We start from the raw sequence: 14072 nt of genomic DNA, 5'->3' as shown, positions 1-14072 counted from the left end.
AGGTTGCCGCGGCAGCCTGCTCCTCTTTTCATTTAACTATCGTGTCCTATAAGCGGAGCATTTGCCTATTCATCTCTTGCACTTTTTCGTCTCTTAGGGCATCAGCAGTCGGTCGAGTCCGATAGCACTGATCAGCATACGTTCCTTTTTATTTTCGAGCAGCTGCTGGGTCCAATCCACGAAGCCGCCATCGCCAATGTTGTACTCGCGTCCACCAATAGTTGTTTTGATCGTAAACTGCATTCCTCTGTAGTAGGTATTGGCAGAAAATGCTTTATTGGCTTTAACCGTCATATCAGGTGCTTGCTCCCCGATGTGCCGAACGATCCGTTCAACCAGCCCCTCGCTGTCGTTGTACCCACCTCGTGCATTAATAATTATTTCGATTTCTGACTGATACTTCGACCGAAAGATCTGCCTGTACGCCGCAATATGTTCCCAGATTGCCTGCTTTTCGAATCCGTATGAGCCGATGTCCTTCCCGGAAGTAACCATCGCATACAGGCTGAAATGTGCCAGCATGCCAGGCAGATTTGGAAACTTCTGCGCTCTTACATGCCGGTGCGTTGAGGAGAAACGAACCAGGTCAGAATGATTCTGCAGGTCGCCCGACTTGACGCCGTCCGCAATATGAAGGGCGATTAAATTGGTCACGTCCGCGAGAACCTCTGTTCCCCGGAGCGCGGAAATGACTTTGTTCTGATCGGCCGGCGCAACGACCGAGCACGAGCCAAGCGGAGCTACAGGCGACAGCTGGATTGGCGTATATTTATGGCTCTGCGCGATTCTAAGCAGTTCAAGCTCCAATTGCTTCAGTGCGATTGGATCGACAGTTGCTGGCTTCACGAACCGATTTTCTTTGTAACTACGCAAGAGCTCACCCGGCGATCTATTAGCATTCCGTCGCCGAAACACTTCCAACAAAAGCGTGTTCAGCTCCGAACCTGACTTGCCTGTGGATAGCAGCTCGACGAGCTCATCCTGTTCAAACTTGTGGAGGACGCCTCTGATTTCATCCTCTCCGCGCTCCGCTTCTTTCTTTTCCATCGAAATCTCATCGCCCCCGGATATTAAAAAAAATTCAGCAGACACACTATAAAGACAACAGCGAAATCATTGGAATTGGTGAGTAAAACGAATCTATACGTTGAAGAGTTAGTGCAAAGAATCACAAACAGATTAGGAGAAGATGTAAAGGCATGGAAAAACTCCAACACGCCTGTGAAGGTCGGTACTCATAGGAGCTGGTAATTCAACTGACTTAATCAGACAAGCGAAAGAAGCGGAATGCGATGTTTATATCACGGGTGAAAAAAAGGAATATAAGTGAGTAAGGCCCCTTGAAGAAAGAAGGGGCTGTTAACTGACTTCAGGAAAAACCCTCTTGCGGAGATTTATTCCCAGGCCATATCGGCCTGTTCCAGCAGCTGCTTCAGCGCGCGGATCGCGGTCACGACGCGCTTCGGATTGCTGGCATACGGCATATAGTGATGCAGATGCGGCTCCACGGACAGAAATCCGTCGTATCCGCGTGCCTGCAGCGCCCGCAGCAGCTCCTCGATTTGGCCTTCGCCCGCTCCGGCAGGAACGAATTGTTTCGGCTCGGACGCCGCGTCTTTGACGTGGATATAGGCGGTATACGGCACCAATTTCGGATACGCCTCCGTCATTGGCTGCACGTCGTTCATCACGAAATTGCCGGGATCGAAAGCAAGGCGCAGCGCGTCCGATGAGCAGTGCCGCAGGATTTCCAAGCAACGGTCGTCTTTGGAGCCGTATAAGTCGCTGTCATTCTCCAAAATAAGGATGACGTTATTTCTTTCGGCGATGGTCGTCAGCTGCTCCATTCGGCTCAGTACCTCGTCCCTGCAAGCATCCAGCTCTCCATTCGCCGGAGGGTGGTACGAGAAGATGCGGATATACGGCGTTCCCATTGCATGGGCAGCCGCTATGGCTCTGTTCAAGCTCTCGAGCTGCGGCGCAAAATGATCGGCGATCCCGTATTTGCCGATGGGAGACGCAATCGAAGAGATCCCGAAGCCGCGTTCGTCCGCGGCCTTGCGAATCCGAGTGAGCTCCTCACCGGACAAATCGAGCACGTTCTTGCCCCATACGCCGCGAAGCTCGATATAGGAGATCCCCTCCTGCCCTAGGACGTCCAGCTGTTCTTCCAAATCATGCGAGATTTCATCGGCGAAGCAGGTCAGTTTCACTTTTGGCATAGGGGTTCCCCCTCTTATTTGGTCGTCCCGAAGGAAGCGGACATATCCTCGGCTGCAGCTGGCGCTTGAACGGCTTTCTTTACGTAATTGGAGGTTCGGATCCGTTCTTCCAGCTCCGCTTGGAAGGCATCGCCGTCAATTGGAACCGTGACGGGACGCTTCTGGAAGGAAGACAGCATGATGCCGTTGGCAAGTGTCAGGGAACCGAGTCCCTCCGGTCCTTCCGCGATCAAGTCGACGCTCTTGCCAAGCAGGCGCTCGATTAGACGTTCCGTTACGACCCGGTGGCCACTCGGCGCATTCGCATTGACGGCAATTTCCTCCGGTGCAATTTCCCATTCGGCAAAACGCTGGTCCGTCTCTCTCGTGAAGGCGAGCATCGGCTGCGGATATTTATAGTGAAGCAGTTTGCCGTTCTCCAGAATCAGTTTGCCGAGATCGCCTACGATTTCCATCCGGTTCGTGCCTGGCAGCTCCGCCGTCGTCACGATCAAATGGCCGATCATGCCGCCCGGATGCTCGAAATACGCAGTCACCTCGTCCTCGACCTCAATGTCATGATATTTGCCGATATGCGCATGCCCCGAAATCAAATCCGGCATCCCGAACAGCCATTGATACATATCAAGCGTGTGCGGACATTGGTTCGTCAGGATGCCTCCGCCCTCCCCGGCCCATGTGGCACGCCAGCCCCCGCTGTCATAATACGCTTGGGAGCGGAACCACCGGGTATGAATCCATGTCGCGCGAGTCAGCTTGCCCAGCATGCCGCTGTCCATGATCGCTTTGAGCTTTGCGTAGTAAGGGAGTGTCCGCTCTTGAAACATGATGGCAAACTGCAGGTCCGGCCGCTGCCGCTTGGCGGCTTCATAGGCTTCAATCATTGCCTTTGCCGCATTGACATGAACGGCAATCGGCTTCTCGCACATGACATGAATGCCCCGTTTAAACGCTTCCATCGCGATAAAGGGATGATCGTAATGCGGAACCGCGATGATCACGACATCGAGTCCCGATTGCTCCAGCAGATCGACAGCGTCGTAATAGGCCGTCGTGCCTTGCGCCTTGGCCGTGGCATCCGCCTTCTCCTTATCGATATCGCAAACGCCGACAAGCACTGCGTTCTCGATCTTGCTTAGGTCGTTCACATGGTGCTGTCCGATGCTGCCTATGCCGACAAGTCCGAATTTAATGACGCGTTCGCTCATTTGGGCACCCTCCCGATTTTCATTTGAATAGCACCCTTTCATCCTATATCATTACAAATACAACTTCCTTGAAGATATTGCCTCAAAAGTGGACAATCTTGCTCATGTTAGGAGGTCAACGGAATGCTTTCCGACTACGTTAACCAGTTCGACGACCATGTGAAATTTCTTCATGCCACGCGGCAGCCACCCTTCAATATTCATTTCCATCTGCATCAAGGCTGCGAAATCTTCTTCCTTATCCGGGGCGACGTCAACTACTTCGTAGACAAAACCGTATATCCCCTTCAAATCGGCGATCTCATCATCACGAACGAGCATGAAATCCATAAGCCCGCCCTCACGACGGATGCGCTTTACGAGCGGGTCACAATCGAATTCAACCCGGCGCTCATCGGCTTGTTTCAAACGGAGCAGCTGCGGCTGATGCAATGCTTCTACGACCGGCCTGCCGGTGAATATAACAAAATAACGCTGAACGAGCAGGAGAAATCCGCCTTGGCTGGGCTGTTCGCCAAATATAACGACACGCTGAAGCATCCTTTCCCCGAAGCGCCGTTCATCAAGCTGGGTTGCCTGATCGAAATTTTGGTTCTGGTGCAGCGCTGCTTCAACGCGAATAAGGACAAGGACCGGGGCAAGGAGATGCCCGCACGATTAATCCCCGTTCTGGATTTTCTCGATCTGCACCTTGCCGAGGATTTGTCCCTAGAGCGGCTCGAAGGCTTGTTTTATTTCAGCAAATATCATCTGAGCAGGCTGTTCAAGAAGCATACCGGCAGCACGATTCACGAATATATCGTCTATAAGCGCATCGCCCTTGCCAAGAAGCTGCTTAAGGAAGGCAGCAGCGTCACCGAAGCCTGCATCGACGCAGGCTTCAACGATTATTCGGGCTTCCTGCGCATGTTTAAGAAAAAAGTCGGCGTGCTGCCCAAGCATTATGCGAAGCGGAGCCACGTTCAGCTTCCTGATTAGCCTCATCCGCCCAACACGCAAGCCGCACCGAGCGCTGAAGCCAATAACGCCAGTTTTATCAGAATACTTATTTCATAATTGCTAACTCGATGGATGATAGTTGTTCTTATTCCACTCGTATCTCATCCAGTTATATGTAAAGTAGACACTCAAGCTGTATCCTTTAGCAACTCCGGGAAAGGTATCCCTAAAAGCTGCCGGCATTCATTTGCCCGCAGCTTTTCTCGCTTTTCTCCCTGTAGCCGTTGAATCTCCATTCAACTATTGTACCCGTTTGCTTAATGAGATCATTGTAACAATTCTGATGAGTTTAAAACTAAAATTCCATTTGTAGTAAGTTTTCTTATTGACGCTTCTCTCTTTTTATCAGTTGCACTAGCCACAGCATCACGAATGACGGTAACTTTAAATTTTTTACGCAAAGCACCTTTCGCTGTTGCAGTAACACAGCCCTCCGAAAAAAGACCTACAATTATTAAATGTTTGATACTCTTGTTTTTTAAATAATTTACTAATTGTGAATTACTTAAAGCATCACCTTGTTTTTTGGGGAAGTAGATGTTATTAACAATTTGAAGGCGTTCATCCAGCTCAGCACCCACACTACCTTTTAATGCGGCACGATTACGAAACCAGTTTGAAAAAAATTGTTTCTTTTCAAATTCGTTCCCTACATAGATTATAGGTATTTCAGCAATATTAGCTTTCTTAATAATAGCATTTATACTGTCGATCATAGGACTAACTTGATTCTTTGCTATAGGCATACGAGCTTCATTTCCCACAAAATCTTTTTGAACATCCAAAATAACTAATGCTGAGTCCGTTACATCTTCTTTTTGACCTCTCACCACATATCTCCCCCAATTGGAGTTGTTTATGTGTTTACTATACCATTGCTACAAAAATAATTAATCAAGCTTAGGTATGGACTCCGATTCAGTCTTGGGACTGACATTACTTCATTAAATTGTCCGTTAGCATTCCTGTAGATGAATTAATTTCGTCTTTGAAAATAGAAAAGCGCCTCGGTACGATGAAACCATGTGCGTTGAACGCCATTTGATTGGATTAGAAGATGCCTTACATGCCCTCTCAGCCCGTAAGTTACTGTCATTGGCGTTCATTTGTTTCGATTTGATGGAGGATTTCGTCAACGACGTGCGCGATCGGTGCGGTGGCGTCGATTATAATCCCGTTTTTGGGAACGCCTTCTTTCGTTTGATGCAAGCGCCGAATGATTTCCCGTTCCTCTGGTCTGCCACCCCAGTCAGTTGGGTCCAGTGCCACTCGCTCATCAATCCGCCGGAGACAGGTTTCCAGTTCGACCTCAAGGACAAACACGCTGTCGAAGAGATTAATGAATTTGGGAAAATTCCGCGAACCACCGCAGAAAAATGTTACCGCCTCATCTTGATTGGCGACCAAAGCTTTTACTTTATCTACATGCCAAATGTGGTGTTCGGGTTTAAAACCATCCGTCGGGGTACCAGTTTCCGGGTCGCCTTGATAAGCCAATTCACGGTCACCATGAATGGCATGGTAGCCGCGCCGTTGCAATTCGTTGCAGACCGTAGTTTTGCCGGCGCCGGAAACGCCTTCAATCAGATAATTCCTAATGCCCATGGCAGACCCTCCATTCAACTGGATAAGCACAATAAATTAGATGTTTCTATATTGTCGCTAAACTGACCGTTAGCGAAAAGAAGGCAACCAACCGATGCTTCTGGTCGGCTGCCTTCGTGCTATTATTGAGCTCTCGTACCCGTTAGTTCAGTCCATAATGCAGAATTTGATATCTGACGGACTCATTACCAAATGTAAACCACAAGAAACAACCAAACCATAACTCCCGCAACTAAGCTAAACCATGCAAAGAATCTATTTTCTTTCTTTATTATAGGGAATAGTGCTATTCATCAACTCCTCCTTTACGAATTAGCCTAATACTATCATAGATACCATTTGTTGTTAAAGTAATCTGCCAGTTAGCTTAATGCCCTCCCGCAGTCTACAACGTAGTGTAGTTCTTAAGGCAAAAGTAAAGACTGTTAGCAAGCCGTTTAAAGCTATATGATTTCCAATTTTTCAAATAAACGATCTAATTTAAGCATACATAAGAACATGTAGAGTCACTCTGGAATTGTCGAATTTAAAATAAATGCTGCCACTAATTGTGTAGCAGCATTTAGCATTTTTCATTGTTTTTCAACAAATAATCATTCAACGGTGACCTGAACCTTTTAGTTTTGATTAATTATCTTCATACAAATTTCAACTTCATTTAGGTGATCATGGTCATATACTTCTATAATGAATGCTTTCGGCCAATCTTTTTGAAGCTGATTATTTCGAATCCATCCATCCAAAAATCCATATAGTTCACCCATAAGGGACTCATCACCAGTTACAGATGCATAATGGCCCGTTAGATGAAAATATTCCATTCCTTCCGGGATGTCTGCAGCCGATTCAGTCACTATATACCCTGTATAAAAATACCCCTCGATATGGTCGTCGCCGCGCTTAGGCTCATAAAGGATAACCTCGATGTCGGTTCGCCCGGATATTTCATTCTCACGATCACGATGTGATTGCATAGCTTGAGGAATGAGCTTTCCGTACTCGGAAAACAATTCACAATTCCTTATCCCGATAACCTTATACTCCCTGTATCCGACCTTTGCCTCTAAAACCTTCTCCTCCTTAGGTTCATTTATTTGTTGTATGTTTGTGTCCGAAGTGCTTGCGTATCCGTTTTCCGTATAAAGAGCTAATATTTCTTGTTCAGAAAGGACCTTATTGTAAAGACGAATATCATCAATATCTCCATGAAATAAAAATCGTTTTTCATTTGTATTCTTTTTACCAATGAAAATCGGTTCCTCCGGGTGAGGTCTGAGTGTTCCGGCTTGGGTATCGTGAAGTTCTCCATTGATATACAATTTATGAAATGCACCATCGAATACTACAGTAATATGGTACCAAACACCGCGTTGCAGATGACTTTTTGACACCGCGTCGGTAGTTTCTTTCATTCGATGCCAAGTAATGATTGGGCCTAAAGCACTTAATTGAAATACACGGCGAAAATTGTCCTTATTCTTGTTCTTTCCGCCATCATCTTGAGAAACAATGGCGTTATTCCACCATGCCAAAGATGCCTTCTCATCATATCGAGCCCAAACAGAGATAGAAAACGCCTCACTGTCTAATAACGGCGGGGGGGAAATCTCAATAAAGGCTTGCTCACCATCAAATTCATATGCAGAATTCGGTTGCCCAAACCGATCTGAAGTTAGTACCGCACCTTCAACGCGTCCGTGAAATCCGTTTTCACTGGAATCGTTCGCATTGCCATGAAATAATACTCAGCTACTAATCCGTTACATAAGCTCATTTAAACTACTCCCTTTCATCATTTTTTCAATTAATAATGCCACACATTCCAACGGTTACCATCAGGATCATAGAAGTGAAATAGTCGGAATCCTTGCGATGGAGGGTTTCCAGTAAGTCCCGAAACTCTTACTCCAAGGGCATGCAACCTCTCATATTCGAGATCTAAATTTCGAACGTGAAGGTATTGCCGAACGGGACCGTCAGATATGCCATTAACGGCATCATGGGGCAATGCCTCAAGCCACCACTCGGAGTAGCTGTCCGAATAATAGGATTGTCTGGATTTAAGGAGTATCCACCCCTGATCATCGTATTCCTCAACTAACTCAAGGCCAAACACTTCTTGATACCATTCCTTGGCTTTCCTTAGGTCACGCACACCGATGCGGTAATATTCGGCTGGTGCGACTCGCGTGCCTTTAATCGCTTTCTCGGGATATTCGCACGCTGTCATCCTAATGTTTTCACTCGTTGCCCAAAAATCAAAATATTCCCGAAAACCAGGACCAAGATAAATATCTGAAGTCCGTATGCCGTTTTCTTTCATGTAGTTATGTACGGAATGTAATTCGTTAGTACAAAAGTATAATCTGAGATTGGGATCACCAGCCTCACGTTCAACATAAAAATGCTCTGATTTCTTTTGTGCAATTACTGACTTCACCCACAGAACACCAACACGCGGGATTCCAAGCGGTGTCATTTTCTCAGCATCGGAATTCTCATCATGCTTCCAATTTTCGGATTGTCCCGTACGCTGCCAACCTAGATGTTGCTCAAACCATTCAATTGCCGAATCATGATTTTCCCAGAGTACGTTGATCATCCCGCCATCAATTTCATATCTCGGGGGCTCTTTGATTTCATAACCTTCAGTACTTTGTTGTCCTTCTACAGAAAATGACTGAACCGTTACTCTCGATCCATGAGCGGCCCCAATACCAATTTGACCGGATAAATGACCGTAGCTTCCGTTCGTGCGATAACGTTCGATCCCATTCACCGACACGCTGGAATAGTTTCTTTCGATCACCCACTCAATCCGTACGAACTCATTCACCGGAATACGTCCTTGTTCCGGTATTCGTGTTAATCGCCCGGTAGCTGGGTCAACCCATTGAAACTCATCTGGACGATAATCCCAATTAAAAATGATTTCGCTTCGGGCAAACCGGATTCGAAGGTTTGTGGAATCCGTTTTGGCGTCGAGTACGATGCGAAAAGGCACTTTGTATTTGTCCGGGGTGATGGCATACCCCCCATTGCTGTTCAGCTTGATATGAAGACAGTCTCTATGCATCTCCGGTTTACAACCAGATGATAATAGCCGTTGGACGAGGTTAACAAAGCTATAGCTTCGAGACGGCCGAATCTCGTATAGCCCCTCTTTGATAAGACCAAGCATCTTTTCTTCCAATCGTTTACGAGCGGTAAATAACCTTTTTTTTATCGTGGAAATGGGGATTTCCAGCAAACTTGCAATATCTTGATACGAATAATCACTTATGTAAAATAGCATAATTATTTGCCGCTCATGTTCGGGCAACGCCATCAATACCCCGCGTACTTGTTCCGTTAGCGCATGACTTTCAGCAACCCTCGCCGGGTCTCCTTTCTCATCTTCAACAACTAATGCGTCATCGAGTATGACAGTATCTAGCCTTTTACCCCGTGTCAACCGATTGCACTGAGATAGAACGATTCGTTTGAACCATCCTGAGAATGCAGCAGGCTCTTTTAACTGTGCGATCTCCTTCCAGGCTAAAACGAATGATTCTTGGGCAGCGTCTTGTGCTAAATGACGATCGTCCAGAACGGAGAAAGCTAGACCGTATGCCATATCCTGGAACCTCGCAACAAGCTCCGAGAAGGCAGTTTGTTCCTCTTGTTCACTCTTTCGTGCTCTGATGATTGCTTCAACAAGACTGTGAATATCTCTCATGAAATCCCTCCTCGTTATGAAGGAGCCATCTAATAAATAAAAAGTTACCTAGAACTACTGGAATGACATTTTTTTTACTTAAGTACCGTAAAATAGGATGTGAATAAAGAAATCTGCATGTAGTTGAGAAAACGGCATCCGAGTAGTATCCGGTATGCCGCCTTCTTGTTGTAAAGTTTATACAATTTCTTCAGAAAATTCAGCTGCTTCAGATTCTAATTCATCAATGTTTTTGGGCATTCTTATGTCAATGCATTTTTCATCCCATGGGACACCCAGATGTTTGGCATGTAAGACTGGATCATACATCCGATTATTTTTCAAACAAGAATACATCACCTGTGCGATTTTACCACATACATGACCAATAGCTTTTCGTTTACTCATTCCCCGGCCATTAACCAAACGATCATAATAATGTTTAAATAGGTTTGACTTTGTATTAGGTGATATAAGCACCAATACCATTAAAAATAGAATTCGACGAGTATCTCTTACACCTTCATATGTTTGTCTAGATTTTGAGACTGAAATTCCTGATGTTTTATTTTCAGCAGCGACGCCTAAGTACTTTTTAAATTCAAGATAATTGGAAAACCGTTCAACATCACCAATAGCACCAATTAATGTACAAGCCATTACATCACTCATAATTGGAAACGACTTAAGTAAAGCAGTGTAGGGATGAGGAGGAATCTGCTTATCCTTGTCTCCATGTAATAAAACAGAAATTTGTTTATCGATGCTTTTGATTGCTTCTTCAAAACGAAGAACTTCTTCGATAAGCTATGTTTGTCTCTCGATTAGATGTGGTACTTGGATGGCTAAGGAGTGCGGTAAATATTCACTTAATGTTACAGAAGCCTTTGTCGCTATTGTTTTAGCTCCAACAGAAATAAGAGCTTTCCGTAGCTCTTCTTGTGTTGCTTGAGACATTTCTTTTACTGTTGGATACTGTAGAACTAATTTCATAACAGTACTTGAGCCGGGCTTTTTAAATGCTCGCTTAAGCTCCGGATTCGTAACTAAAAAAAGCTGTTGTATCTGGTTCTTCCTTCTTGTTAATTGAGTAGAAAGAAGCCATCTGTCCCTCGTTAAAGTTCGGAAAAGAATTTGTGTAGGGGTCACAGGTTTTACTAATCGTATACCCTTCATATCTGGGTGTAGTGTCTTATGCCAACCCATGTAAGCCATGATTCTAGCATCGATTTCATCAGATTTCTCATTAAGGCCTAATTGACGTTCTCGAAAATCCTTTACCGATTTATTTTTAACCTGGAACAAATGATACCCTTCGTCCAAAAGAACTTTCATCACTAAATAGGAGTAATGACCACCAGTAGGCTCTAATAAAATAAAAAAATCTGACGGTTCTAATCCAAAACCTTTTCGTATATTCCCTAATTGTGATAGGAAGTCAATAATTCCTTTACCATCGGAGTAAAACTTCATAGTCTTTTGCCGTTTCCATTCTTTTTCACTACGGAATTTTTCAAATGGAATACAAGCAGCAACATGAAAATCTGCACCGATGTCTAAACCTACATAAAATTGATACCACTTATTAATTTCTGGTTTGTGCTTTTCAACTTCAATGGAAAATTGATTGTTCATAACTCCTCCAGAGATTGTTGCAGTTAAGCACTATCTATCCAAGTTTTCTTTAGCGCTCCATAGGGCCCAATGTAGCATGTCAGGATTTAACGATAGTGCAGTAAAACCCACATTATACAAAGAGGTCATCATATGCCCCAATTATTTCAAGGGTTACTGCATTTCTTCTATAAGGTTCTTTGATTCGACAAAATGGTTTATTTTTCCTTCTATAAGGTTCTTAAAAAAATAAAAAAACTTACCTTATCTGGCAAGTTTCGTTTGAATATTGAGGTAAGGGTGCAGTGCCATTAAATGGAGTGCCCCAAATCTATAATAGAAGTCCAGGAATATTAATTAGCCGGCTCCATGCCTATTACGGTGGCTTCCCTAGAGGTCACTGCACAAGTTATATTTCAACAAAAGTTATATGTTCTCCTGCAATATAAATGAAATTGAACCAGTTTTCCACAAACTTTATTCAGAAGTCCTTGGAGGCTTCACGTTGTAGACAGGGGTAAAACTGGTTCATTAATATTAAACCATAAATAATTAGAAAATTAAATTTCCATTTTTTAATCTAAGCTCCTACGATAGTAGCATGTAGTTTTTAGATTGAGCTATAAAGCACTAAGAAAACTTTATTTTCACGGTCTAATACTTTATTTTCACTGAACACCAAAGACGCCATAAGAAAGTTCTAGACCACCGCTTCATATATTTAACTGTACCCGTCAACGCAAAGAAGGCTACTCGCAGAGCAGCCTTCTTTGCGTTGAGCTATATCGTAAATTCTAAGTTACATGGATATATTACCGATCAGCCAAATATTTGGCAACATCGGCCAAACGCGAAGCAAAACCCCATTCGTTATCGTACCAGGTGGCAATGGAAACGATCTCTCCTTGCACCTGGGTGAGAGGCAAGTCGATAATCGAGGAATGAGAATCGCCTACTATACGGGAAGATGCCCACGCGTCTTCCAAGACGTTTAGCACTCCCTTCAACTCGCCTTCCTTAGCCGCACCGCGAAACATATCGTTTATCTGCTCTACCGTACAAGGCTTTTCCGTTATAAGATTGAGCTCTGCGATGCTTCCGGTACGGGTCGGAACCCGATAGGCTTTGCCCGTTATCTGCAGATCGTCCCAAATGAATTTCAGCGCCTTGGCTGCCCCGGAAGAAGAAGGGATAATATTCTCGGCCGCGGCCCAAGAATCCCGGCGATTTTTCATCGGTTGATCCGTCAGCGACTGTGTATTCGTATATGAATGAACGGTGGAAAACAAACCATACTTGAGTCCGTAATTTTCTCTAATCAATTTAACAACGGGAGCTAAAGCATTGGTCGTGCAGCTTCCCATGCTAATGATTTTGTGCTTGTCCGGATTGAAGCTATCCAGGTTGATCCCTTTAAGCAGCACCGCATCGCAGTCTTCCACTGTATTACTCGGCCCACTCACCAATACTCTCTTGGCTCCGCGGTCCAGATGAACTTGAGCGACGGAGCGTTTAACGGCTCTGCCGGTGCAATCGATGACCAAATCCACACCGAGCGCCTTCCAATCGGGAACTTCCTGGGACGAATTAATGTATTGAATTTCCCTTCCGCCGATACGAATGACACCATCTTGGCCAGAAACTTCTTCAGGCCAGCGCTTGTAATTGGTGTCTACTTCAAACAATGCGGCAAGCGTGCCCTCGTCTTTAATATCCGATATCGATACCGGGACGAAAAATTTGTGTTGCAAGGCGACTCTTAGAAACTGCCTTCCGATACGTCCAAATCCAAACATTGCAATTTTACCCATAACTTCCTCCATCACAAATTGATTGTTTTCAGTAAAAGTTTAACAAATCTGAGAACAAGAGTCTAATTCCACAAATAAAAATCATGTCCCCCTGCTTTCAAAGAGCAGCGATACGTTAGCTCCCCTGCTATTAATGCTCAGCCAAATTCGTCTCCTCCCGGCACACCATGACGAGATTACCGTCGGGGTCCTTCAGAACGAAGAAGGAGACAGGGCCGTAATACTGAGGCTCGCCGAACAATTCGAAGCCATTGACTTTGGCATAAACAAGCGAAGCTTCGAGATCCTCCGTCACGAACATAAACGGAATGGTAAAGTCGTTGCCTTGCAGGTGACGGTTGGCGTCCAGCAGAATGCCTCCTCCCTTCGTCGAGGGCAGGGCGATGACTTCCCCTTCGGCATGATAAGCGTCCGCTGGAATACCAAGCAAATCCGCATACCATGAACTCATCGCGGTCATGTCCTTCACGTCGATGAACACGGCTCCGATGCGGGGGAGGATCGGACTTGTGCCTATGGGTTCCCCCATGTCTTCCTCTTCCTCCGATGTCCAGCACACCATCTGCGCATTGCCTTCCGGATCACGGAAGTTGAAATAAGCCATGACGCTGCCGTGTTGCTCCGGCTCGAGGAACGGCTCGCCCATCTCCTTCACGTAGGCATATGCCTCGTCGATGTCCGAGGTCTTGAACATGATTCGCGGCTTCATAGACGCCTGCCATTCAGGGTTGGCCTGATTCGCGGCGTCGTTGTCTAGGATCAGATTCGTATGCTGCAGATTGTACCAATAGACAGGTCCGCCATTGAAGCGGTCCTCCAGCAAGGGTAAGCCGAGCAGCTTGTTGTACCATTCTGCCGACCTCCGCAGATCCGCAACATGCACGAATATGGACGCTGCTCTTTGCTCCAATGGGGT

13 protein-coding genes are annotated in these 14072 nt (G+C 45.5%); 2 read left to right on the top strand and 11 right to left on the bottom strand.

What is annotated here, in order from left to right; all coding sequences use genetic code 11:
• Nucleotides 1-93 precede the first annotated feature (93 nt).
• Nucleotides 94-1047 (bottom strand): hypothetical protein, encoded by a 954-nt coding sequence (locus tag KXU80_RS04560; RefSeq protein ID WP_219837095.1) that lies wholly within the window; start codon nucleotides 1045-1047, stop codon nucleotides 94-96.
• 190 nt (nucleotides 1048-1237) lie between these two features.
• Between KXU80_RS04560 and KXU80_RS28355 the strand changes: the two genes are divergently transcribed.
• On the top strand, nucleotides 1238-1330 hold the full coding sequence (locus KXU80_RS28355; protein WP_219838865.1) for a Nif3-like dinuclear metal center hexameric protein: 93 nt from the start codon (nucleotides 1238-1240) through the stop codon (nucleotides 1328-1330).
• 64 nt (nucleotides 1331-1394) lie between these two features.
• On the opposite strand, the gene KXU80_RS04550 is transcribed toward KXU80_RS28355, so the two are convergent.
• Nucleotides 1395-2222, bottom strand: a complete 828-nt coding sequence (locus KXU80_RS04550; RefSeq protein WP_219837094.1) for a sugar phosphate isomerase/epimerase family protein — start codon at nucleotides 2220-2222, stop codon at nucleotides 1395-1397.
• A 14-nt stretch (nucleotides 2223-2236) separates the two neighbouring features.
• Nucleotides 2237-3430: a Gfo/Idh/MocA family protein gene (locus KXU80_RS04545; protein ID WP_219837093.1), complete on the bottom strand. Its 1194-nt coding sequence runs from the start codon at nucleotides 3428-3430 to the stop codon at nucleotides 2237-2239.
• A gap of 123 nt (nucleotides 3431-3553) precedes the next feature.
• On the opposite strand from KXU80_RS04545, the gene KXU80_RS04540 reads away from it, so the two are divergent.
• Nucleotides 3554-4408, top strand: coding sequence for a helix-turn-helix domain-containing protein (locus tag KXU80_RS04540; protein ID WP_219837092.1), 855 nt, complete (start codon nucleotides 3554-3556; stop codon nucleotides 4406-4408).
• A 287-nt stretch (nucleotides 4409-4695) separates the two neighbouring features.
• Here KXU80_RS04540 and KXU80_RS04535 read toward each other — a convergent pair whose 3' ends face one another.
• From KXU80_RS04535 to KXU80_RS04500, 8 genes are all read right to left on the bottom strand, one after another.
• Complete coding sequence (locus tag KXU80_RS04535) at nucleotides 4696-5259, bottom strand: cysteine hydrolase family protein (RefSeq protein ID WP_219837091.1); 564 nt, start codon at nucleotides 5257-5259, stop codon at nucleotides 4696-4698.
• 262 nt (nucleotides 5260-5521) lie between these two features.
• A complete protein-coding gene (locus KXU80_RS04530) occupies nucleotides 5522-6034 on the bottom strand; it encodes an AAA family ATPase (RefSeq protein WP_219837090.1) in 513 nt (170 codons plus the stop codon).
• A 617-nt stretch (nucleotides 6035-6651) separates the two neighbouring features.
• The gene (locus KXU80_RS04525; RefSeq protein WP_258171408.1) at nucleotides 6652-7641 is read right to left on the bottom strand and encodes a LamG-like jellyroll fold domain-containing protein; all 990 of its coding nucleotides are present in this window, start codon (nucleotides 7639-7641) and stop codon (nucleotides 6652-6654) included.
• A gap of 197 nt (nucleotides 7642-7838) precedes the next feature.
• Nucleotides 7839-9752, bottom strand: a complete 1914-nt coding sequence (locus KXU80_RS04520) for a sigma-70 family RNA polymerase sigma factor (RefSeq protein WP_219837089.1) — start codon at nucleotides 9750-9752, stop codon at nucleotides 7839-7841.
• A 177-nt stretch (nucleotides 9753-9929) separates the two neighbouring features.
• Nucleotides 9930-10391, bottom strand: coding sequence for a transposase (locus KXU80_RS27845; RefSeq protein WP_258171249.1), 462 nt, complete (start codon nucleotides 10389-10391; stop codon nucleotides 9930-9932).
• Nucleotides 10392-10538: 147 nt separating this feature from the next.
• A complete protein-coding gene (locus KXU80_RS04510) occupies nucleotides 10539-11366 on the bottom strand; it encodes an IS110 family transposase (protein ID WP_258171248.1) in 828 nt (275 codons plus the stop codon).
• 791 nt (nucleotides 11367-12157) lie between these two features.
• Nucleotides 12158-13156, bottom strand: coding sequence for a type I glyceraldehyde-3-phosphate dehydrogenase (locus KXU80_RS04505; RefSeq protein ID WP_219837088.1), 999 nt, complete (start codon nucleotides 13154-13156; stop codon nucleotides 12158-12160).
• A 130-nt stretch (nucleotides 13157-13286) separates the two neighbouring features.
• Entirely contained in the window at nucleotides 13287-14066 is a 780-nt protein-coding gene (locus KXU80_RS04500) for a VOC family protein (RefSeq protein WP_219837087.1), read from the bottom strand.
• Nucleotides 14067-14072 lie beyond the last annotated feature (6 nt).

Source organism: Paenibacillus sp. R14(2021) (genome assembly GCF_019431355.1).
Lineage (GTDB): Bacteria > Bacillota > Bacilli > Paenibacillales > Paenibacillaceae > Paenibacillus_Z.
Note: the sequence above shows the minus strand (reverse complement) of the source record. Positions and strands in the feature narration are given on the sequence as shown.